At 71.6% G+C, this 21,926-nt stretch carries 18 protein-coding genes, 3 tRNA genes and 3 pseudogenes; 16 read left to right on the top strand and 8 right to left on the bottom strand.

Translation table 11 applies throughout. From position 1 onward, the window contains the following. The first annotated feature begins 28 nt into the window (after window positions 1-28). From NYE39_RS08750 to NYE39_RS08735, 4 genes are read left to right on the top strand one after another with little or no spacing between them, the layout of a single operon-like run. Complete coding sequence (locus tag NYE39_RS08750; protein WP_255184457.1) at window positions 29-1,147, top strand: ABC transporter ATP-binding protein; 1,119 nt, start codon at window positions 29-31, stop codon at window positions 1,145-1,147. Next, window positions 1,144-1,794 (top strand): ABC transporter permease, encoded by a 651-nt coding sequence (locus NYE39_RS08745; RefSeq protein ID WP_084449863.1) that lies wholly within the window; start codon window positions 1,144-1,146, stop codon window positions 1,792-1,794. Before NYE39_RS08750 ends, NYE39_RS08745 begins: the two co-directional genes overlap by 4 nt. After that, the gene (locus tag NYE39_RS08740; protein WP_341012419.1) at window positions 1,791-2,519 is read left to right on the top strand and encodes an ABC transporter permease; all 729 of its coding nucleotides are present in this window, start codon (window positions 1,791-1,793) and stop codon (window positions 2,517-2,519) included. Before NYE39_RS08745 ends, NYE39_RS08740 begins: the two co-directional genes overlap by 4 nt. Next, window positions 2,516-3,457 carry an ABC transporter substrate-binding protein gene (locus NYE39_RS08735; protein ID WP_341012418.1) on the top strand — a complete coding sequence of 314 codons (942 nt, stop codon included), beginning with the start codon at window positions 2,516-2,518 and terminating at the stop codon, window positions 3,455-3,457. Before NYE39_RS08740 ends, NYE39_RS08735 begins: the two co-directional genes overlap by 4 nt. A 1,673-nt stretch (window positions 3,458-5,130) precedes the next feature. On the opposite strand, the pseudogene NYE39_RS17295 reads toward NYE39_RS08735, so the two are convergent. Further along, a pseudogene (locus NYE39_RS17295) lies at window positions 5,131-7,497 on the bottom strand ((Fe-S)-binding protein); the annotation flags it as partial. Window positions 7,498-7,753: 256 nt separating this feature from the next. On the opposite strand from NYE39_RS17295, the gene cysK reads away from it, so the two are divergent. Then, window positions 7,754-8,680, top strand: a complete 927-nt coding sequence (gene cysK / locus NYE39_RS08725; RefSeq protein ID WP_084449866.1) for a cysteine synthase A — start codon at window positions 7,754-7,756, stop codon at window positions 8,678-8,680. Window positions 8,681-8,682: 2 nt separating this feature from the next. Continuing rightward, on the top strand, window positions 8,683-9,282 hold the full coding sequence (cysE, locus tag NYE39_RS08720; protein ID WP_084449867.1) for a serine O-acetyltransferase: 600 nt from the start codon (window positions 8,683-8,685) through the stop codon (window positions 9,280-9,282). A 176-nt stretch (window positions 9,283-9,458) separates the two neighbouring features. On the opposite strand, the gene NYE39_RS08715 is transcribed toward cysE, so the two are convergent. After that, the gene (locus tag NYE39_RS08715; RefSeq protein ID WP_341012416.1) at window positions 9,459-9,800 is read right to left on the bottom strand and encodes a protoporphyrinogen oxidase; all 342 of its coding nucleotides are present in this window, start codon (window positions 9,798-9,800) and stop codon (window positions 9,459-9,461) included. Window positions 9,801-9,891: 91 nt separating this feature from the next. Here NYE39_RS08715 and NYE39_RS08710 point away from each other — a divergent pair. Beyond that, window positions 9,892-9,981: transfer RNA gene (locus NYE39_RS08710), tRNA-Ser, on the top strand. Between the two features lie 6 nt (window positions 9,982-9,987). On the opposite strand, the gene NYE39_RS08705 is transcribed toward NYE39_RS08710, so the two are convergent. After that, window positions 9,988-10,395: a DUF2177 family protein gene (locus NYE39_RS08705; RefSeq protein WP_255184450.1), complete on the bottom strand. Its 408-nt coding sequence runs from the start codon at window positions 10,393-10,395 to the stop codon at window positions 9,988-9,990. A 69-nt stretch (window positions 10,396-10,464) separates the two neighbouring features. Here NYE39_RS08705 and NYE39_RS08700 point away from each other — a divergent pair. The 7 genes and pseudogenes from NYE39_RS08700 to NYE39_RS08670 all read left to right on the top strand — a co-directional run. Next, window positions 10,465-11,196, top strand: a pseudogene (locus NYE39_RS08700) (M4 family metallopeptidase); the annotation flags it as partial. Window positions 11,197-11,308: 112 nt separating this feature from the next. Beyond that, window positions 11,309-11,431 (top strand): annotated as a pseudogene (locus NYE39_RS08695) (M4 family metallopeptidase); the annotation flags it as partial. A 51-nt stretch (window positions 11,432-11,482) separates the two neighbouring features. Further along, entirely contained in the window at window positions 11,483-11,845 is a 363-nt protein-coding gene (locus NYE39_RS08690; RefSeq protein WP_341013388.1) for a protealysin inhibitor emfourin, read from the top strand. A 25-nt stretch (window positions 11,846-11,870) separates the two neighbouring features. Beyond that, complete coding sequence (aroQ, locus tag NYE39_RS08685; protein WP_341012415.1) at window positions 11,871-12,311, top strand: type II 3-dehydroquinate dehydratase; 441 nt, start codon at window positions 11,871-11,873, stop codon at window positions 12,309-12,311. Between the two features lie 229 nt (window positions 12,312-12,540). Further along, window positions 12,541-12,744, top strand: a complete 204-nt coding sequence (locus NYE39_RS08680) for a cold-shock protein (RefSeq protein ID WP_007927749.1) — start codon at window positions 12,541-12,543, stop codon at window positions 12,742-12,744. 152 nt (window positions 12,745-12,896) lie between these two features. Continuing rightward, window positions 12,897-14,501 carry an LCP family protein gene (locus tag NYE39_RS08675; protein ID WP_341012414.1) on the top strand — a complete coding sequence of 535 codons (1,605 nt, stop codon included), beginning with the start codon at window positions 12,897-12,899 and terminating at the stop codon, window positions 14,499-14,501. 56 nt (window positions 14,502-14,557) lie between these two features. Further along, window positions 14,558-14,650, top strand: a tRNA-Ser gene (locus NYE39_RS08670). Window positions 14,651-14,707: 57 nt separating this feature from the next. Here NYE39_RS08670 and NYE39_RS08665 read toward each other — a convergent pair. From NYE39_RS08665 to NYE39_RS08645, 5 genes are all read right to left on the bottom strand, one after another. Continuing rightward, entirely contained in the window at window positions 14,708-15,424 is a 717-nt protein-coding gene (locus tag NYE39_RS08665; RefSeq protein ID WP_341012413.1) for a hypothetical protein, read from the bottom strand. 30 nt (window positions 15,425-15,454) lie between these two features. Then, window positions 15,455-16,711, bottom strand: coding sequence for a bifunctional glycosyltransferase family 2/GtrA family protein (locus tag NYE39_RS08660; RefSeq protein WP_341012412.1), 1,257 nt, complete (start codon window positions 16,709-16,711; stop codon window positions 15,455-15,457). After that, complete coding sequence (locus NYE39_RS08655) at window positions 16,704-18,782, bottom strand: ArnT family glycosyltransferase (RefSeq protein ID WP_341012411.1); 2,079 nt, start codon at window positions 18,780-18,782, stop codon at window positions 16,704-16,706. Before NYE39_RS08655 ends, NYE39_RS08660 begins: the two co-directional genes overlap by 8 nt. A 151-nt stretch (window positions 18,783-18,933) precedes the next feature. Next, on the bottom strand, window positions 18,934-20,403 hold the full coding sequence (locus NYE39_RS08650) for a sensor histidine kinase (protein ID WP_341012410.1): 1,470 nt from the start codon (window positions 20,401-20,403) through the stop codon (window positions 18,934-18,936). Beyond that, complete coding sequence (locus tag NYE39_RS08645; RefSeq protein WP_072625613.1) at window positions 20,400-21,131, bottom strand: response regulator transcription factor; 732 nt, start codon at window positions 21,129-21,131, stop codon at window positions 20,400-20,402. The genes NYE39_RS08650 and NYE39_RS08645 overlap by 4 nt, the downstream gene beginning before the upstream one ends. A gap of 129 nt (window positions 21,132-21,260) precedes the next feature. Here NYE39_RS08645 and NYE39_RS08640 point away from each other — a divergent pair, with 129 nt between their 5' ends. Both NYE39_RS08640 and NYE39_RS08635 read left to right on the top strand, forming a co-directional pair. Continuing rightward, window positions 21,261-21,683 (top strand): hypothetical protein, encoded by a 423-nt coding sequence (locus NYE39_RS08640; RefSeq protein WP_341012409.1) that lies wholly within the window; start codon window positions 21,261-21,263, stop codon window positions 21,681-21,683. A gap of 73 nt (window positions 21,684-21,756) precedes the next feature. Continuing rightward, window positions 21,757-21,829: transfer RNA gene (locus NYE39_RS08635), tRNA-Arg, on the top strand. Window positions 21,830-21,926: the final 97 nt, after the last annotated feature.

Here is a 21,926-nt window from a genome sequence, read left to right as displayed (position 1 = left end):
TCTCCTATATGAACGACAGGACTATTGGATGATTCGGCTCGACGGCGTGACCAAGCAGTACCCCGACGGCACGGTCGCCGTCGACGACCTGAGCCTCACCGCGCCGGACCGGGCGATCACCGTCCTCGTCGGCCCCTCCGGGTGCGGCAAGACCACCACCCTGCGGATGATCAACCGAATGATCGAGCCGACCGCGGGGTCGGTGACGATCGACGGCCAGGACGTCCTGGCGATGGACGCCGCGCAGCTGCGCCGGGGCATCGGCTACGTCATCCAGCACGGTGGCCTCTTCCCGCACCACACGGTCGAGCGCAACGTCGCGGCCGTCCCGCTCCTGCTCGGCACCGCGAAGAAGACCGCGATCTCCCGGGCCCGTGAGCTGCTCGAGCTCGTCGGTCTCGACCCGGCCCTCGGCCGGCGCTACCCCAGCCAGTTGTCGGGCGGCCAGCAGCAGCGCGTCGGGGTCGCCCGCGCGCTCGCCGCCGACCCGCCGGTCATGCTCATGGACGAACCCTTCAGCGCCGTCGACCCCGTGGTCCGCGAGCAGCTGCAGGACGAGTTCCTGCGGCTGCAGGGCGAGCTCGGCAAGACGATCGTCATGGTCACCCACGACATCGACGAGGCGATCAAGCTCGGCGACCACGTCGCCGTGCTGCGTGTCGGTGGGCGGATCGCCCAGCTGGCCCGACCGCACGAGCTGCTCGCCCACCCGGCCGACGGCTTCGTCGCCGACTTCCTGGGACGCGACCGCGGGTACCGCGCGCTGGGCTTCGAGCGGGCGAGCATCCCGCTGCACGACGAGCCGACCGTGGCGCTGGGCTCGGGTGTCGGCGACGCGGCCGCCCGCGCCGGCAGCGACGGGTGGGTGCTCGTCGTCGACGACCGACGCCACCCCCAGGGCTGGGCGCGACCGGCCGACCTCGGTGACGGGGTGGTCGACGAGACCTCGCTCGCCCTGGGTGGCACGCTCGCCCGGGTCGACGGGCCACTGCGCGCCGCCCTCGACGCGGCGTTGTCCTCGCCGAGCCGCCGCGGGGTCGTCGTCGACGGCGACGGTGCCCTCGCCGGCACCTGCCGGGCCACCGAGGTCCTCTCCGTCATCGAGGCCCAGGAGCGGCCCCACGACCCGGGCGGCGCGACACCATGAGCTGGATCCTCGACCACCTCGACGACGTCCTCGCGCTGACCCTGCGGCACACGTGGCTCGCCGGTCTGCCCCTGCTGCTCGGCCTGCTCGTCGCGCTGCCTCTCGGCTGGCTGGCGCACCGCAGCCCACGCCTGCGTGGTGGCGTCATCGTCGCGGCGGGGCTGCTCTACACCGTGCCGTCGTTGGCGCTCTTCGTCCTCATGCCGCTCGTGCTGGGCACCGGCATCCTCGACCCGATCAATGTCGTCGTCGCCATGACGATCTACACCGTCGCGCTGCTCGTGCGCTCGGTCGTCGACGGTCTGGGCTCGGTGCCCGAGGAGGTCGAGCGGTCGGCGACGGCGATGGGCTACACGCCGGTGCGCCGGTTCTTCGGCGTCGAGCTGCCCCTCGCCGTGCCGGTCATCGCGGCCGGCCTGCGGGTCGCCGCGGTCAGCAATGTCTCGATCGTCTCGATCGCCTCGCTCATCGGCGTCAGCCAGCTCGGTGACCTGCTCGTCGACGGCTACAACCGGGCGATCGGCGGCGAGCTGCTCGCCGGCATCGCCGGGTGCATCCTGCTCGCCCTCGTCCTCGACATCGCGATCCGGCTCCTCGAGCGTGCCCTCACCCCGTGGCGGCGGGCGCGGGAGGGGAGCGCGGCATGATCGGGTCCATCCTCGAGTGGCTGACGAGTGCCGACGCGTGGTCGGGAGCCGACGGGATCCTCGCGCGGCTGCTCGAGCACGTGGGCTACACCCTGCTCGTGCTCGTCATCGCCGCGGCCATCGCCATCCCCGTCGGCCTGTGGATCGGGCACTCCGGCCGTGGCCGGTGGCTCGTCACCGCGGCCAACGCCCTGCGCGCCGTGCCGACCCTCGGCCTGCTCTTCGCCCTCACCCTCGTCCTGCTGCCCCGACTGCCGGGCGACGCCGCCTTCCTCGTCCCGAGCGTCATCGTCCTCGTGCTCCTGGCGATCCCCGCGATCCTCTCCGGCACCTACGCCGGGGTCGAGGCCGTCGACCCCGCCGCCCGCGACGCCGCCCGCGGCATCGGCATGACCGGCAGCCAGGTGCTGTGGAAGGTCGAGCTGCCGATCGCCCTGCCCCTGCTCCTGTCCGGCCTGCGCGCCGCGGTGCTCCAGGTCGTCGCCACGGCGACCGTGGCCGCCTACGTCGGCCTGGGTGGGCTCGGCCGCTTCCTCATCGACGGGCTGGCCACGCAGGACTACGCGATGACCGCTGGTGGCGCGATCCTCGTGGCGCTTCTCGCACTGGCGCTGGACGCCCCCTTCGCGCTGCTGGCCCGCATCATCGTCTCGCCGGGACTCACCGGCCGCACCCGCTCCCTTCGTCCCCCGTCCGACCCCGTCCCCGCTGGAGGAACCCCATGAGCCCCACCATCCGCGTGCCCCGTCGTGCCCGCGTCGCCGCGCTGTCCCTGACCATGGTCGGAGCCCTCGGCCTCACCGCCTGCGGTGGGGGCGGCGACCCGCTCGCCAGCTCCTCCTCGTCGGGCGAAGGGGGTGACGCCGGCGGTTCCGTGGTCGTCGGGTCCGCGGACTTCTCCGAGTCGATCCTGCTCGCCCACATCTACGCCGGTGCGCTCAAGGCCGACGGCGTCGACGCCACGACCAAGACGGGCATCGGCTCCCGCGAGGTCTACCTCAAGGCGCTCGAGGAGGGCTCCGTCGACGTCGTGCCGGAGTACACCGGCAACCTCGCGCTCTACTACGACAAGGAGTTCGCCGAGACCGACCCGGACAAGACCTACGACGGGCTCACCGAGGTGCTGCCCGACGGGCTGGCGGTCCTCGACAAGTCCGAGGCCGAGGACAACGACTCGATCGTCGTCACCCAGGAGACCGCGGACTCGCAGGACCTGAAGACCCTCGAGGACCTCACCGACACGGCCGGGGAGATGACGCTCGGTGCGCCGTCGGAGTTCAAGACCCGCGCCCAGGGCATCCCGGGTCTGAAGAAGACCTACGACATCGAGTTCCAGAGCTTCCGCCCGCTCAAGCCGGGGCAGGCGACCAACGGCGCGCTCAAGAACGGTCAGATCGATGCGGCCAACATCTTCAGCACCGACCCGGCGATCGTCGAGAACGACTTCGTCGTCCTCGAGGACACCAAGAAGCTCTTCGGCAGCCAGAACGTCGTGCCGCTGGTGCGCGAGGACTCGCAGGAGCAGGTGGCCGAGACGCTCGACGAGGTCTCCGCGAAGCTGACGACCGAAAAGCTGCAGGAGCTGCTCAAGCGCACCGACATCGACAAGGAGGACCCGGACAAGGTGGCCGCGGACTTCCTCAAGGAGGAGGGCCTCGACTGAGCACGCCAGTCTGTTCGGCCACGGGGGCGGGCCACCGGCGCGGGTGTGGCTGACGGCGGTGATGCCACCTGGCGTCGTTGGTGTCACCTGGTTGTCCCTCTGCGGGTGACCAAGCGGCACCAACGACGCCGGGTCAGGGCGGCGCCTGGCCCGCCGACATGACGAAGGGGGCTGCGCACCGTGGTGCGCAGCCCCTTCGTCGCGTGAGCGTCCTGAGGTCACTCCCAGGAGGGGTTGGCGTTCTTCTTCGCCAGCTCCGAGAGGTCACTGTCGCCAGCCGGTGCCTCGGGGGCCTGCGCTGCGACCTCGTCGGCCTGCTCGGCCTCCTGCGCCGGCTCCTCGGCGACCGGCTCGGCCGGCGCCTCGGTCTCGGCGACCGGTGCCTCGGTCTCGGCCGGGGTCTCGGCAGCCGTCGCCTCCGCGGCGGGCTCTGCAGCGGCAGGTGCCTCGACTGCGGGGGCGGCCGCGCTGCCCGTCTCCCACGAGGGAGCGGCGTTCTTGGCCGCGAGGTCGCTGTCACCGGTCGCCGCCGGGGCGGCGGGAGCGGTGTCCTCGGCGACCGGGGTCGCCTCGGCGGCGGGTGCCTCCGACTCCTCGGCAGCAGGCGTGGCCTCGACCGCGGCGGGTGCCTCGGTGGTGGTGGTGGGTGCCGCGGCCTCGGCAGGTGCCTCGGTGGTGACCGGAGCCTCCGCCGCGGGGGTGGCAGCAGCAGCCGGGGCGGCAGCTGCGGCGCCGGTCTCCCACGAGGGAGCGGAGTTCTTGGCAGCCAGGTCGCTGTCACCGGTCGCCGCCGGAGCCGCGGCGGGAGCAGCGGCCTCGGCAGCCGGTGCGGAGTCCGCAGCGGTCTCCTGCGTGACCTCGGCGGTCTCGGCAGCCGGTGCCTCCTCGGAGGCAGACTCCGTGGCCGACTCGGCGGGCGCCGCAGCCGGGGCTGCAGCAGCGCCGGTCTCCCAGGAGGGAGCGGCGTTCTTCGCGGCGACCGAGTCGTTGGCAGCCGCAGCCGCGGGCGCCTCGGCCTTCGGCTCCTCGGCGGCCGGCGCGGAGGCACCGGTCTCCCAGGACGGGGCGGCGTTCTTGTCGGCGACCGACCCGGTCTCCCACGAGGGAGCGGCGTTCTTCTCGGCGACCGAGCCGGTCTCCCAGGACGGGGCGGCGTTCTTCTCTGCGGCAGTGGCCTCGGCTGCGGGGGCCTCGGTCTTCGCCTCCTCGGCCGGGGTCTCCGTGGCGGCAGCGGCCGAACCCGTCTCCCACGAGGGGGCAGCGTTCTTCTCCGCAGCCGAGCCGGTCTCCCACGAGGGAGCGGCGTTCTTCTCCGCGGGGGTGGCGTCGGCGGCAGGGGCCTCAGCCTTCGGCTCCTCGGCGGCCGGTGCCGCAGCACCGGTCTCCCACGACGGAGCGGCGTTCTTCTCGGCAGCCGAGCCGGTCTCCCACGAGGGAGCAGCGTTCTTGTCCGCAGCCGACGCGGCCGCAGCCGTGCCGGCCGCAGCAGCACCACCGGCCGCAGCAGCACCACCGGCAGCAGCACCGGTCTCCCAGGAGGGAGCGGCGTTCTTGTCGGCAGCGGTCGCCGGCTCGTCGGCCGGGGCCTCAGCCGGCTTGTCGGCCTGCTTCGCCTCGGCCGGCGTCGAGGTCTCCTCGGTGGCCTCCGCGGGCGCGGCGGCGGGGGCGCCCTTCGCCTCGACCGGGGCGGCCTCCTTGACCGACGCGAGCAGCATCTGCGCGACGTCGACGACCTCGATGTCCTCGGAGGCGCCCTCGGACTGCTTGGCCGTCAGGCCGTCGGTGAGCATGACGCGGCAGAAGGGGCAGCCGACGGCGATCCGGTCGGCGCCGGTCGCGATGGCCTCCTCGGTGCGGTTGAGGTTGATCCGCGAGCCGAGCTGCTCCTCCATCCACATGCGGGCACCACCGGCGCCGCAGCAGAAGGACTTCTCCTTGGACCGCTCCATCTCCTTGAGCTCGACACCCGGCAGGGCCGAGATGAGCTCACGCGGCGGGGCGTAGACGTTGTTGTGCCGACCCAGGTAGCAGGGGTCGTGGTAGGTCACCGACGGGCCGGTGGACGCGACGTCCTTGTTGCTGGACTTGCGGCTGCCCTCGGGGCGGTTGACCGGGACGATCTTCTTCTCGCGGACGAGGCGGTTGAGCAGCTGCGTGTGGTGCAGCACCTCGTACTTGCCGCCGAGCTGCGGGTACTCGTTCTTGATCGTGTTGAAGCAGTGCGCGCAGGTGACGACGATCTTGGTCGCGCCGAGCTCGTTGAGCGTCTCGACGTTCTGCTCCGCGAGCATCTGGAAGAGCACCTCGTTGCCCGCGCGGCGAGCGGAGTCACCGGTGCAGGTCTCGCCGTTGCCGAGGACCGCGAAGTCCACGCCAGCGTGGTCGAAGAGCTCGGCCACCGCGCGCGTCGTCTTCTTGGCGCGGTCCTCGTAGGCGCCGGCGCAGCCGACCCAGAAGAGGTAGTCGACGTCGTCGGCCGACTCGACGTCCTCGCCGAGGACCTTGACGGAGAAGGGGAGGTCCTTCGCCCAGTCCATGCGCGCCTTGGCGCCCATGCCCCAGGGGTTGCCCTTGGACTCCAGCTTCTTGAACAGGCCCCCGAGCTCGCTCGGGAAGGCCGACTCGATGAGGTTCTGGTAGCGACGCATGTCGACGATGTGGTCGACGTGCTCGATGTCGACGGGGCACTGCTCGACGCAGGCGCCGCAGGTGGTGCACGACCACAGGACGTCCTCGTCGATGACCGCGTCGGGGCCGTGCGGGTTGTAGGCCGACAGCGGGTGGTCGATGTCGTAGCCGGTCTGGCCGACGAGCGACATCTCACCCCAGTTGATCGCGTCCGGCTCGGCCGTCGCGACGGCGCCCTCGGCCTGGGCGGCCTCGGCGCCACCGAAGGCGACGGCACCGTCGGCGGTCTGACCCTTGGCGGCGCTCGCCGGGGTGTAGACGCCCGAGACGCCCTGTGCCGCAGCGAGGTAGGGCGCCTTGGCGTGCGCGTGGTCGCGCAGCGTCATCATGAGCAGCTTGGGGGAGAGGGGCTTCTCGGTGTTCCAGGCGGGGCACTGGCTCTGGCAGCGGCCGCACTCGGTGCAGGTGGAGAAGTCGAGCAGGCCCTTCCACGTGAAGTCCTCGACCTTGCCGACGCCGAGGGTGGAGTCCTCCTCCATCTCCTCCATGACCTCCATGGAGAAGGGCTTGCCGTCGACGAGCATCGGCTGCAGCTCACCCAGGGAGGTGCGGCCGTCGGCGTGACGCTTGAAGTAGATGTTGAAGAAGGCGAGGAAGCGGTGCCACGCGACACCCATCGTCGGGTTGATCGAGATGGTGATCATCCAGGCGTACGAGATGAGCAGCTTGATCAGCGCGACGACGACGATGCCCGCCTCGAGCGCGTCGACCGACATGCCCTCGAAGAGCGAGCCCAGCCAGCCCGTCAGCGGGAAGTGCAGGAGCGAGGCGTGGTCGGCCTCGCCGGTGTTGAGCAGGAGCGCCCGCTCCAGGCCGCGCAGCAGGGCGATGCAGATGCCCACGCCGAGGATCGTCAGCTCGACGTAGTAGGCCTGCCAGAAGGTCGAGCCGAAGAAACGAGACTTGCGGCCCTCGTCACCCGCAGCCGAGCGCGGGTGGTTCTTCTGACGGATGACCATCAGCATGACGATCGTGATGATGCCCGTCATCGCGAAGAGCTCGGTGATCCACTCGTAGAGGAAGAAGTGGCCGATGAGCGGCAGCACGAAGTGCGGGTCGAAGAGCTGGACCGTCGCCTGCACCAGCGTCAGGAAGAGGACGCCGAAGGAGACCATCGTGACCCAGTGCGCGATCGCCACGATGGGCAGCCGCGACATGCGGGTGTGTCCGAGGAACTCCCGCAGCAGCGTCGCCGTGCGGGCGCCGGGCTGGCCCGTGCGCTCCTTGGCCGGCGTCGACGCTCCGAGCTTGAAGACGGTGACGAAGTGCTTGACGGCTCGAGCGAGCAGGCCCCATCCGACGATGGTGATCCCGACCCCGAGGATGATCGCGACGATCTGGAGGGCAGACATGGGGCCGAGTCTAGGACTCGGGCCCTGTGTCGACAGCACCGCAGAGGTGCGTCACTCGTCACCTGAGGGTACCCTCACCGCCCCCGTCGCGGCCTCGGACGAAGGGGGGAGCCGCCCCCTTCGTCTCGTGGCGGTGAGACCCGCTTGCACCAATAGATAACGCGGTGTTGGAATATCCATAACATCGCGTTCGTTGTAGCGGACGTGCCCGCCGCAGTGACCGCGGCATCTCGACTCCCGAAGGGAAGGACCCGCGTTGCCCATCTACGAAGACGCCACCAAGCTCGTCGGCCGGACTCCGCTCGTGCGGATCAACCGCATCATCGACTCCGAGGCCACCGTCGCCGCGAAGCTCGAGTTCTACAACCCGGCCAGCTCGGTCAAGGACCGCATCGGTGCCGCGATCATCGACGCGGCGGAGGCCTCCGGTGACCTCAAGCCCGGCGGCACGATCGTCGAGGCGACCTCGGGCAACACGGGCATCGCCCTGGCCATGGTCGGCGCGGCCCGCGGCTACAAGGTCGTTCTCGCCATGCCGGAGACCATGTCCAAGGAGCGCCGGGCGCTCCTGCGCGCCTACGGTGCTGAGCTCGTCCTCACCGAGGGCGCCAAGGGGATGAAGGGCGCGGTCGAGAAGGCCGAGGAGATCGCCGCCGAGCGCGGCGCCGTCCAGGCGAAGCAGTTCGCCAACGCCGCCAACCCGGCCATCCACGAGAAGACCACTGGTCCGGAGATCTGGGAGGACACCGACGGTGAGGTCGACATCCTCATCTCCGGCATCGGCACCGGCGGCACCATCACCGGCGCCGGCCGCTACCTGCGCTCGCAGAAGTCGGACATCCAGATCATCGCGGTCGAGCCGGCCGAGTCCCCGATCCTCAACGGTGGCGCCCCCGGCCCGCACAAGATCCAGGGCCTGGGTGCCAACTTCGTGCCCGAGATCCTCGACACCGAGATCTACGACGAGGTCATCGACATCGACGCCCCGACGGCTATGGACTGGGCGCGTCGGTCGGCCACCGACGAGGGTCTGCTCGTCGGCATCTCCTCCGGCGCCGCCTTTGCGGCGGCGGACCAGGTGGCCCGCAGGCCGGAGAATGCCGGCAAGACGATCGTCGTCATCATCCCGAGCTTCGGCGAGCGTTACCTCTCCACCCCGCTCTTCGAGGGGCTCCTCGACTGACCGTGGCCACCCACCTGCCGATCCGCGCCACGATCCGTGAGGATCTCGCCGCGGCCATGGAGCGCGACCCCGCCGCGACCTCGCGGTGGGTCGTGCTCCTGACCTCTGCCGGGCTGCACGCCATCTGGCTGCACCGCATCGCCCACCGCTGGTGGGTGCGCCCCGGCGGGAAGTGGCCCGCGCGCCTGCTCGCCTACGTCTCGCGTTCCCTCACCGGCATCGAGATCCACCCGGGCGCCCACATCGGGCGCCGCTTCTTCATCGACCACGGGATGGGTGTCGTCATCGGCGAGACGGCGGTCGTCGGCGACGACGTCATGCTCTTCCACGGCGTCACTCTCGGCGGCACCTCGGGTCGGCGGGTCAAGCGCCACCCGACGCTCGGCGACAAGGTCATGGTCGGCGCGGGCGCCAAGATCCTCGGCGACGTCCACGTCGGCAGCAACGTCAAGGTCGGCGCCAACTCCGTCGTCGTCAAGGACGTGCCGACCGGCGCCGTCGCGACAGGCATCCCGGCGCGCTACCGCTTCCCGGCGCTCGAGGGCACCCCGGAGCTGTCGCCGCAGGAGCTGCTCTACGCGGACCCGGCGCTCTTCATCTGAGGCCGCTCGCCGGTCCCTGAGGTGCGAGCGCCAGCGAGCCTCGAAGGGCGCCGTCCTGAGGTGCGAGCGTCAGCGAGCCTCGAAGGGCGCCGTCCTGAGGTGTGAGCGCCAGCGAGCCTCGAAGGGAGGGGACCCACCGATCACCGGTGGATCCCCTCCCTTCGTCGTGTCGCGGGTCAGGCGGGGGTCGGGCCCTCGCCGAGCGGGTAGGTCGACGGGCCCTGGGGGTCCGCGGCGACGCCGCTCGGGACGTCGCGGGAGGGGTCGCCCTTGATCTTGCTGGCGCCCTCACGCATCTTGTCGCCGGCGACGGAGGCGGCGGTGCTCACCGCGTCGAGCGCCGCGGGGGCGGCCTTGGTCTTGGCGGCGTGCTTGGCGGTGGCCACCTGCTGCTGCACCGGCTGCGACTGCCAGGCCTTGGCGGCGCCGGAGCGGATCTGCTCGTAGCGCTGACGACCGGCCCGGGCGCCGAGCACGTACCCGGCGGCGGCACCGAGGAGGAAGGAGATCTTCGACATGGGAGTCCTTTCGATCTGGTGGTCGCTTCACCGCCGACACTACCCACCCGGGCATGGCCTACCGTGGACTCGCCCGCGGTGCCGTGGGCGAGGAGGGCTCGCATAGTGGCCTAGTGCGGCGGTCTTGAAAACCGCTATGGCGGCAACGTCATCGTGGGTTCGAATCCCACGCCCTCCGCCAGCTGCCTCAGCGCAGGGCACGGACCCGGCGGGAGACGACGAAGGTCAGCCCGCACGTCGCCGCCGTACCAACGGTGCCCCACGCCAGGTCGTAGAGGACGGAGCCCGAGGGGTAGCCGTCGAGGACGGCGAGGTTGGTGAGGTTCCACGTCGCGTAGGCGACCAGCCCCAGGACGGCACCGTTGAGCACGGCCGTGACCCAGGACCCCTGCGCCAGGGCCGGGGTGATCGCCAGCCACACCATGCCGAAGACGTAGATCGCGTAGAAGGCGAGGGCCGCCACCATGTTCGGCGAGTCCGCGAGCCAGTCGCCCAGGTGCTCTTCGTAGACGGGTCGGGCGATGACGCCGAGCCAGAGGTAGTCCAGGACCCCGAAGATCACCGCGGCCACGACGTACCGCCCAAACCACGCCATGGCGCCCAGCGTAGACGCGGCGACCGCTCCCGGGGTGCGGTTGTCGGGGCCGAGGAGTTCACTGGGTGGATGACCCGGTGCAGCATTGTCCCCCCGCACGTCCTCGCCGCGCTCGCCCGCTCCGACCGGCCCGGCCCGGCGCTCGTCGCCGCCCGCACGCTGGCCATCGACGCCTCGTTGCGTCACGAGCGGCTCCCGGCCGGGTCGCGCCCCACCATCGCTCCGCAGGTCCGGCACGACGTGGCCGGGCCACACCGCACCATCCACGACGCGCGTGGGGGAGAGGAACTGCCCGGTGAGGTCGTGCGCGTCGAGGGTGGCCCGGCGACCGGCGACCCGGCGGCCGACGAGGCCCACGACGGACTCGGCCTCACCTGGCAGCTGTGGGCGCAGGAGTACGGCCGCGACTCCCTCGACGGCGCGGGGATGCCCCTCGTCGCGACCGTGCACTACGCCGAGCAGTACGACAACGCCTTCTGGAACGGCGAGCAGATGGTCTTCGGCGACGGAGACGGTGAGACCTTCGGTCGCTTCACCGCCAGTCTCGACGTCATCGGGCACGAGCTCGCGCACGGAGTCACCGAGCACACGGCGGGACTGGTCTACCGCGGCCAGCCGGGGGCGCTCAACGAGCACGTCTCCGACGTCTTCGGGGTCCTCGTCAAGCAGCGCCACCTCGACCAGTCCGCCGACGAGGCCGACTGGCTCATCGGGGCGGAGCTGCTGCTGCCGGCCGTGCAGGGCAGCGCGCTGCGGTCGATGGCGGCGCCCGGCACCGCCTACGACGACCCACGCCTGGGTCGGGACCCGCAGCCGGCGCACATGGACGACTTCGTGCGCACGAGCGACGACAACGGCGGGTCCACATCAACTCGGGCATCCCAACAAGGCCTTCCACCTCGTCGCGACGACGATCGGCGGCCCGGCGTGGCAGGCGCCCGGCCTCATCTGGCGCGACGTCCTCCTCGGCGAGATCAGCGCAGACTGCGACTTCGCGACCTTCGCCGATCTCACCCTCGCGGCCGCCACGGACCGCTATGGGCGTGACTCCGCCGAGGCAGCGGCCGTCGCCGACGCCTGGCGGCAGGTGGGCGTCACCCCGGCGGGCGAAGGGGGTGCGCCTGCCCCGTCCCGGGAGCAGCCGGAGCCGGTCGACGGCGCCGCCGACGACGCCGCCCTGCGACTCACCCGCACGGGTGGGGTGGCCGGCCTGACCCGCACCCGGGAGCTGACCCTCCGGGAGCTCCCCGAGCCCGACGCGCGCGCCTTCCGCTCGCTCATCGAGGGGCCGCAGCTGCCACGTCTTGCCGACGAGGCGCCGCCACGACCGGACGCCTTCTGCTACGGCCTGAGCTGCGAGCGGCCTGAGCTCGACGTGCAGGTCGCCGAGGCGGCGCTGCCGCAGGCGACCCGGCGGCTCTTCGAGCGGACCCTGCGCCGGGAGGGGTGATCCCCCTTCGCACTAGGCTGCCGGGGTGAGCGATCGACCCGTCCTCGTGGTCCTCAACGGCCCCAACCTCAACCTGCTCGGCGAGCGCGAGCCCGACGTCTACGGGCACGAGACCCTCGCTGACGTCGAGACGTTGTGCCGCAAGCGCGCTGATGAGCTCGAGTGGGACCTCGACTTCCGCCAGACCAACCACGAGGGCGTCATGATCGACGCGATCCACGAGGTGCGCGCGAGCGCCGTCGGGGTCGTCGTCAACGCCGGGGGCTGGACCCACACGTCGGTGGCGATCCGGGACGCACTGGCCGCGGTGCAGGGGCCGGTCGTCGAGGTGCACATCTCCGACGTGCACGCCCGCGAGGAGTTCCGCCACCACTCCTACATCTCCGACCTCGCGGCCGAGGTGATCGTCGGACGCGGTGTCCGTGGCTACGTCGACGCGATCGACGCCGTCCACCGTCACACCTGACCGGGTCCACCCCTAGCGGAACGCAATCGCGCCATGCACCCCTTTTGCTGGTAGCGTCCATCACGTAGTTGCAGTACAAGACTTCTCGCATGATGCGAAGCGGGTACGGCGCACGCCGTGCCCGCAGTGTTTTCAGGGGCGTGTACCCCCTGCCGAGGGGAGCTTTGCAGCTGGCAAGGGACCGTGACCTGCGGACCCGGATTGTTCAACAGGAAAGAAGATTCACCCCATGGCACAGGGCACCGTTAAGTGGTTCAACGCTGAGAAGGGCTTTGGCTTCATCGCCCAGGACGGCGGCGGCCCCGACGTGTTCGTTCACTACTCCGCGATCGACACGACCGGCTACCGGTCGCTCGACGAGGCGCAGCGCGTCGAGTTCGAGATCACCCAGGGCCCCAAGGGCCCTCAGGCTGAGCGCGTTCGTCCCGTCTGAGACGACGCACACCTGATGCGGTGACCACACCGCTTCTGCGCGAGGCCCCCACCGGTCACCGGTGGGGGCCTCGTCGTCTCCCGCCCCTTCGTCGGCCGCGGTCGCGCCGGTCAGGGCAACCTCACCCGGAGTGCCTGTAGGGTGACCCCCCGATGAGCACCGAGGGCGATGGCCGGCACGAGACCCGCGCCGAACGACGAGAGCGCGAGCGGCGTTCCTCTCGACGCGACCCCGTGAAGCCCGAGCGCCCCCAGCCGAGCTTTTCCTCGCGGTCCGACCGTCGCACGCACGAGGCGGGTCGCGGGGAGCGCCACACGCGCGGCTCGCTGCGTCGCCAGCGCAACGAGCGCCGCGCAAGCTTCCGACGCAAGGCGACGATCGCCGGCGGAGTCGTCGTCGCGCTCACCGCGTCGATCGGTATCGGCATCGCCCTCCACCTCGACGACAACATCTCGCGCGTCGACATCGCGGCCGGGTCGACGCAGCGCCCCGACGACGTCGACGGCGCCCTCAACATCCTCGTCATCGGCTCCGACACCCGAGAGGGTCTGGGGACCAAGGAGTACGGCGTCGGCACGGCCGAGGGTGGACCTCGCTCCGACACCAACCTGCTCGTGCACATCTCGGCCGACCGCAAGTCGACCTATGTCGTGTCGATCCCGCGCGACTCGATGACCAAGGCGCCGACCGACTGCGCCGACCCGACGTCGACGGTGGCCAACGGCGAGGTCCGGCGGTGGAACGACAACTTCAACCAGGGTGGCCCTGCCTGCACGGTCAAGACCCTCGAGGGCCTCACCGGCATCTACGTCGACCACGTTGCGGTCATCGACTTCAGCGGCTTCCAGTCGATGGTCGACGGACTCGGTGGCGTCGAGGTCTGCCTGCCCGAGGCGGTCGAGGACGAGGACGCCCAGATCAGCCTCGAGGCCGGGCGTCAGCGCCTCAAGGGCAAGGAGGCGCTCGGCTACGTCCGCATGCGCAAGACGCTCGGCGACGGCTCCGACCTCCAGCGGATCAAGCGCCAGCAGGCCTTCATGGCGTCGATGGCGCAGGAGGCGACCAAGACCTCGCTGCTGCTCCGCCCCGACCGGCTGTACAAGTTCCTCGACGCGGCGACGAAGTCGATGACCGCCGACGACGACCTCAGCCTGACGAAGATGATGTCGATCGCCTCGAGCCTCAAGGGTCTGGGCACCGACGAGATCGTCTTCGTCACCGTCCCCACGGAGCCCTACGCGGCAGACGTCAACCGCGTCCAGTGGCGCGAGGAGGCGGCCGACGAGCTGTGGGCCGCGGTGCGCGACGACTCGGACCTGCCGGGGGCCGAGCCGAAGAAGGTCAAGGAGCGGGCGCTCACGGTGGCGCCCTCGGACATCACCGTGAGCGTGGTCAACGGCACCGCCGCGACCGGTCTCGGCACGCAGGAGGCCGAGGCCCTGCAGGTGCAGGGGTTCACCGCGTCGGTGGCGGACCTGGCCCCGACGTCGGACGCCAGGGGTGTCGTCGTGCGCCATGCGAAGGGGGACACCGAGTCCGCTCGCACCGTCGCCGCCGCGTACCCCGGAGCCAAGCTCGTCGTCGACAACACGCTCACGACGGGCAACGTCCAGGTCGTCCTCGGGATGGGTGCCGAGACGGCGTCCGAGGTGCCCAACCGCGAGGGTGACGAGCCGCTCCCTTCGGCCACCGTGACCGCACCGCCGGCGCCCACCGCGGTCGAGAGTCGCACGGCCGACGAGGACATCTGCGGCTGATCGGCTACCCGAGTTGGTTGCCCGCCCACCCGGCAGATACTCTGTCCGGGTTGTCTGGAGGCGTCGCCTAGTCCGGTCTATGGCGCCGCACTGCTAATGCGGTTTGGGCTAACCGCCCATCGAGGGTTCAAATCCCTCCGCCTCCGCCAGCAGACGAGACCCCGGTCGCACGATGCGGCCGGGGTCTCGTCATGTCCTCACCGGTGTCAGCCGCGGGTGGGCCGGTGCTCGTCGACGAGCGCGAGGACCGCGAGCGAGAGCAGCCCCAGCAGGGCGGTGAGCGACCACGCGAGCAGCGTGATCGGGGACGGTGGCTGCTCGAAGGCGGCGATGGCGCGCCACGAGCCCAGCCCGATGACGGCGAGGAAGGTCGGTAGGGCGAGGACGAGCCGAAGGGGGGTGAGGCGCACGAAGCCGACGACGCACGCGGCGCTCCAGGCGTGGGTCGTGACGATGATGGCCCCGACGGTGAGCAGCGCGACGGGATCGGAGGTCATCTTCAGCAGGGTGGAGGCGGTCGGTGCCCGGCCGTCCATGAGCAGCGACCACACACCGATCGTCACCAGGTCGATGGCGCCCACGACGAGGACGGCGAGGGCGAGGAGGGCAGCCAGACCGCGCACGCGGAAGCCCTGGTCCGGGCGTGACGTGGACACGAGCAGGACGGGCCACATGACCCCGAGCGTGACGGCGAGGATGGCCACGAGGGTCGGGTCGGCCTCGATGGGGTGGTCCGAGGATGGCCGGTGACGCAGCCACCCCGCACGAGCGAGCAGGAAGAGCCCGGTGAAGAGGAGGGCCGCGCCGGCCCCGGCACCGACCGCGCGGCGCTGGTCGGCCCACCACGGTGGGCCGACCAGCTCGGCGCGACGGAGGTCCTCGGCGGTGCGGGGCGCGATCCGCCCGTGCGGGTCGTGGGCCATGCCTCCATCATGGCCACGGGCACCGATGGCTCAGCGGGCGGCCTCCAGCTCCCGGCCCGCGGACTCGTCCTCGGCCGTGGGGTGCTCGGCAGGCGAGGGTCCGGTGAGCTCGCCCCGGTCGGCGAAGATCCACGAGCGCATCGCGACGAACTTGACCACCGTCGCGACGACATTGGCCACGCCGATGACGACGGTCTCGACCACGACCGGTGTCGCCGGCCATGCCGCGTGCAGCGCTCCGAGCGCGCCCGAGGTCATCGCCCAGGTCCCGCCGAAGACGAGGAGGGCCTGCGCGTGGTGACGCAGACTCCCTTCGCCGCCGCGGATGCCGAAGGTCCACCGCCGGTTGGCCCAGGTGTTGGCGATCGTCGCGAGGAGCAGCGCGGTGACATTGGCCGTCTGCGAGCCGACGCCGACGACCGAGGCGAGTGCCGCGAAGAGCCCGAGGTGGAGCAGGGTCGACCCCACGCCCACGACGCCGAAGCGCACCACGTGGGCTCCGACTCCGGACGTCGGAGGGATCCGCCCCATCTCCTGACGGATCTGCTCGGTCGGCAGCCGCCCGGTGGCCAGGGCCCGGTGCATCCGCCAGACGCCGCGCAGGTCGTCGGTCGCCGTCCCGACGACGTCGACCCGGCTGTCGGGGTCGTCGTACCAGTCGACGGGCACCTCGTGGATGCGCAGACCGCAGCGTTCGGCGAGGACGAGCAGCTCGGTGTCGAAGAACCACGTCGGGTCCTCCACGAGGGGCAGGAGCACCTGCGCGACGTCCCCGCGGACCGCCTTGAAGCCGCACTGCGCGTCGGAGAATCCGGCACCGAGGGCCGCGTGCAGCACGAGGTTGTAGGCCCGGGAGATCAGCTCGCGCTTCGCGCCGCGCACGACCCTGCTGTCCGGGTGCAGGCGGGTGGCGATCGCCAGGTCCGAGTGTCCGGACATCAGGGGCGCGACGAGCGGCCACAGGGCGTCGAGGTCGGTCGACAGGTCGACGTCCATGTAGGCGAGCACCGGTGCGCGGGAGGCGAGCCAGACCTGCTTGAGGGCGCGACCTCGCCCCTTGGCCTCCATCCGGACCACCGCAACCTCGGGCATCTCCTGCGTCAGCGCCGCGGCGACGAGCGGGGTGGTGTCGGTGCTCGCGTTGTCGGCCACCGTGATCCGGAAAGGGTAGGGGAAGGTCGTCACCAGGTGCTCGTGCAACCGACGGACGCATGGCCCGAGGGTGTGCTCCTCGTTGTAGACCGGCACGACGACGTCGAGGACGGGGGTCGGGGTCGCCTCAGACATCGGTGCCCGACCCGGTGGTGGTCGAGCCGGACGAGGAGGTCGCCGGCTGGGTGAGGTCGTAGAAGGTGCTGCCACCGATCGTCACCTCGGTGAAGTTCTCCTGCACCCAGGTCGAGATCTGCGAGGCGCTGCCCGAGCCACCCATGCCGCCACCCATGCCCCCGCCGGCGGCGAAGTAGTGGATGCGGCCCTGCGCGACGTACTCCTGGAACTGCTCCAGGGTGGGGGAGGGGTCGGAGCCGTTGAACCCGCCGATCGCCATGACCGGCAGCTCGTTGCCGAGCTGCAGGCCCGCGGCGTTCTGCGAGCCGATTGCGGCGGCGACCCAGGTGTAGGAGTCGGCGTCGGCGGACAGCGCGGCGACGACCTCGGTGCTCGGGGTGCTCGCGTCGAGCAGACCGCCCATGCCGCCGCCGCCCCGTGGGGTGCCTCCAGTGCCAGTGCCAGTGCCGGTGCCAGTGCCGGTGCCAGTGCCAGTGCCGGTGCCGGTGCCGCCCGCGGCCTGCGGCCTGCCACCGTCCGGGGCGCCCCCGCCGCCACCGGGGCCCCCACCGCGAGCGCCCCCACCACCGGGGCCGCCGGTCGACGGTCCGGCGGTGACGATCGAGCCGGAGTGCCCCTCGGCGAGGGTCGTGGCCGAGTAGGCTGCCGGACCGGCGAGGCCCGCGGCGATCGCCGCAGCCGCGATGATCGGCACTGCCCTGACATGGACGCGGGCGATGACGAGCAGGAGGAAGGCCGCGGCGAGTCCGACGGCGAGGACGGCGACGCGCAGCCAGCCGTACTCGGTGGTGCGGCTGAGGAGGACGAAGCCCCACACGCCCGCGGCGGCCGTCGCCACGGCGAGGGGCACGGAGCCGACGGACTCCTCCCTTCGCTCCCAGGCCTCGGCCGCACCGGCGCCGGCGAGGACGGCGACGGCCGGCGCCAGGGCCACGGTGTAGTAGTCGTGGAAGATGCCGGCCATGAAGGAGAAGACGAGCATCGTCACCACGAGCCAGCCGCCCCACACGAGGTAGGCGGCACGGCGCACGTCGGTCCGCGGCGAGCGCCCCCGCAGCCACAGCCCCGCGGCCAGCAGGACCAGCGCGCTCGGGATGAGCCACGAGATCTGGCCGCCGGAGCCGGACTCGAACATCCGGAACAGGCCCGTCTGGCCCCAGCCGTTGCCGCCGCCGACGGAGCCGGTCTCCTCACCGTTGATCCGGCCCAGGCCGTTGTAGCCGAAGGTCAGCTCGAGGAAGGAGTTGGTCTGGCTGCCGCCGATGTAGGGCCGCATGCTCTCGGGGACGAGCTCGACGATCGCGACCCACCACCCGGCGGCGAGCAGCATCGTGCCGACGCCGGCCAGCGAGCCGATGACGCGTCGACGCAGCGTGGTGTCCGCCGCCACGAGGAAGGCGATGCCGAGGAAGGGCACGACGAGCAGCACCTGGAGGGTCTTGGTGAGGAAGCCCAGACCGATGAGCGCCCCCACGAGGGCGAACCAGCGGATCGAGCCGCGCTCGATGGCGTGCACCGTCGCCCAGGCGGCGGCCGTCATGAGCAGCACGAGCAGCGCGTCGGGGTTGTTGAAGCGGAACATCAGGACGGCGACGGGCGTGAGGGCGAGGACCGTACCGGCGAGCAGCCCGGCCCCGGCGCCCCAGTGCCGCTTGACGCTGGCATGGACGAGGGCGACGCTCGCGACGCCCATGAGCACCTGCGGGACGAGGATCGACCACGAGCTCAGCCCGAAGATCCGCACCGACAGCGCCATGACCCACAGGGACGCCGGCGGCTTGTCGACGGTGATCGACCCGGCAGCGTCCGAGGCGCCGTAGAAGAGGGCGCTCCAGCTCTGCGAACCGGCCTGCACCGCAGCGGAGTAGAAGGAGTTGGCCCACCCGCTGGCGCTGAGATTCCACAGGTAGGCCGCGGCGGTGAGCGCGAGGAGACCGAGCAGCGCCGGCCGGGCCCATCGGGGGTCGGCCTCGGGGCCGCGCCACAGCCGGGTGAGGCGCGAAGGGGGTGACGGGGCGCGGCGTGGCGTCGCCGCCGCAGGGGGCGGGGTGAGGGGCATCGTGTCCATGACCACCACGCTCCGGCCGCGCCCTGTGGCCCCGCTGTGGCCCGTCGGTGGTCGAGGTGTGAGCCCCGCCCCGCTGGTCGAGGTGTGAGCCCCGCCCCGCTGGTCGAGGTGCGAGGAGCTCTGCGACGAGCCTCGAGACCTCCGGCGTCCCTCACCCCACCGGCAGCGTCACGGTGAAGACCGTCCGTCCGGGTGCCGAGTTCACGCCGACCTCGCCACCGTGGGCACGGGCGACGGCGGTGACGATCGACAGCCCGAGACCGGTGCTGCCGGAGGCGCGCTGGCGCGACCCGTCGCCCCGGGTGAAGCGCTCGAAGACGTGGGGCCGCAGGTCGTCGGGGATGCCGGGCCCGTCGTCGGCCACCTCGAGGACGGCTCGTCGGCCCCCTTCGTCGAGGCGAAGGGAGGTCCGCACCGTCGTCCCGGCAGGGGTGTGGGTGCGGGCATTGGCGAGGAGGTTGGCGAGGACCTGGTGCAGGCGCGCGCGGTCGCCGACGACCTCGATCGGCTCCGGGGGAAGGTCGAGCTCCCACCGGTGGTCGGGGGAGATCGTGCGGGCGTCGCCGGAGACGTCGATGGCGAGCATCGTCAGGTCGACCGCTTCGCGCTCGAGCGGGCGCCCGGTGTCGAGCCGGGCGAGCAGGAGCAGGTCCTCGACGAGGTCCTGCATGCGCAGCGCCTCGGACTCGACCCGGGACAGCGCGTGGGTGACGCCGGCGGGGACCGGCTCGGTCTCGCGTCGGGTCAGCTCGGCGTAGCCGCGGATGGACGCGAGCGGCGTGCGCAGCTCGTGGCTGGCGTCGGCGACGAACTGCCGCACGCGCGTCTCCGACTCCTGTCGCGCACGCAGGGCGCCATCGACGTTGTCGAGCATGCTGTTGAGCGCCAGTCCCACCTGCCCGACCTCGGTGCCGGGGTCGACGTCGGGGACGCGTTCGGCGAGCGCCACGTCGCCGGAGTCGAGCTCGAGCTCGGAGACGCGGCGGGCGGTCCCGGCGACGCGGTCGAGCGGCTGGAGGTTGCGACGCACGAGATAGGTGCCGCCGACCCAGACGCCGACGAGCCCGACGACGCTCGATCCGACGATGATCATGACGATGGCGCTGACGGTGCGCCCGATCGGGTCGACGGGGACGCCGGTGATCGCGGTCCACCCGTCGGCGGTGCGCACCGACACGAGCCGGTAGGTGCCGATGTCGTCGCCGAGGTCGACGGTGCGCGGGCGGCTGCCCAGGCCCGACTCGTCGAGCTGGGCGACCTGGTCGGCGTCGAGGCTGTCGTTGTGCCCGGAGGTGTTGACGGCGTAGTTGACCTCGTTGCCGCGGTCGTCGACGGCGACCTCGCCGTCGCGCAGGACGAGGTGGAGCACGGCATTGCCGCTGCCAGCGGGTGGCCCGCCGCGCGGTCCGCTGACGATCGGGGGCTGGGTGCCGTCGAGAGCGCCGACGAAGCGGTCGGACGCGCTCATCAGATCGTCGTCGACCTGCTGGGTGAGGTACTCACGCGCGGCCAGGCTCGTCAGGGTTCCCGTGACCGCGGTGAGGGCGAGGAAGAGCAGCAGGACCGAGGCGACGAGCTTGGCCCGCAGCGTCCACGTCGACGGGTGGCGAAGGGAGGTCATCTCGCCGGCTTGAGGACGTAGCCGGCGCCGCGCATCGTGTGGATCATCGGCTCGCGCCCGGCGTCGACCTTCTTGCGCAGGTAGGAGATGTACAGCTCGACGACATTGGCCTGGCCGCCGAAGTCGTAGTTCCACACCCGGTCGAGGATCTGCGCCTTGGACAGCACCCGGCGGGGGTTGCGCATGAGATAGCGCAGCAGCTCGAACTCCGTTGCGGTCAAGCTGATCTCGTCGCCGCCGCGGGTGACCTCGTGGCTGTCCTCGTCGAGGGTGAGGTCACCGACGACGATGAGCGAGGAGGACTCCTCGGCGACGACGGCCGTGCGGCGCAGCAGTGCGCGAACCCGGGCGACGACCTCCTCGAGGCTGAAGGGCTTGGTGACGTAGTCGTCGCCGCCGGCGGTGAGCCCCGCTACGCGGTCCTCGACGGCGTCGCGGGCGGTGAGGAAGAGGACGGGCACGTCGGGGGCGTCGGCGCGCATCCGGCGCAGCACCTCCATCCCGTCGATGTCGGGCAGCATCATGTCGAGCACGACGGCGTCGGGCGAGATCTCGCGGGCGGCACGCACCGCGTCGGTCCCGGTGCCCGCAGTGCGCACCTCCCAGCCCTCGTAGCGCAGCGCCATGGAGACCAGCTCGGTGAGGTTGGGCTCGTCGTCGACGACGAGCACGCGCACGGGCGAGCCGTCGGGGCGGGTGAGTGCGGGGGGTGCGGAGCGCTGGGCCATGGTGACAGTCAACTCCCTTCGCCCTGCTCCTGACCACGTGTCGGCTGTGCGTCACCTGTGAAGCCCTCCGTAGGTGCGTGACGGGTCCACCACAGGTGCGCCACAGGCAGCGGCTCGAGCGTTGCGGACATGACGACACCTCCGCAGGACCCCACGACCCAGCCCACCCCGCAGTACGCGACGCAGACCTTCGCCGCGCAGCCGACACCGCCGAAGACCGCCCCGGCCATCAACCCGCCGCGCTGGCGTGGCCGCAAGACGGCCGTCGCCGCCGCCCTGGCCATCGGGCTCAGCTCGGCCGGTGCGGTCGCCGCTGCGGCCACGGTCGAGCAGGGCAGCACCGGAGGCGAAGGGGGTGGCCCCGGCGGGCAGGGCATGCCGGGCGGAGCCGGCCAGGGGCAGGGGCAGCCCGGTCAGCAGGGGCAGCAGGTGCCCGGCCAAGGACAGCAGCCGGGACAGCAGCAGACGCCCCAGCAGGGTCAGCAGGGGACGCCTCCCGGCGACCCGAGCGGGGGTGGATCCGGCGGTTCGACGGGCTCGTCGACGCACTGACCGGGCTCGATTTCGCCGCGCAGCCACAAGCAGGTACTCTCTTCACTTGTCGCCGAGCAGCGCTGGGCGGCGAGCGCCCGTAGCTCAACGGATAGAGCATCTGACTACGGATCAGAAGGTTTGGGGTTCGAATCCCTACGGGCGCGCTCTGTGTTGAGACAGACGGACAAGGCCCTGCCAGCGGCAACGCGGCAGGGCCTGACTCGTTCCACAGGGTCCTGCGGAGCACGACGGCCACGGCCA

It is taken from the genome of Janibacter sp. FSL W8-0316, from assembly GCF_038004165.1.
Classification (GTDB): domain Bacteria; phylum Actinomycetota; class Actinomycetes; order Actinomycetales; family Dermatophilaceae; genus Janibacter; species Janibacter indicus.
The sequence above is the reverse complement of the archived record's forward strand: the minus strand, read 5'-3'. Positions and strand labels throughout refer to the sequence as shown.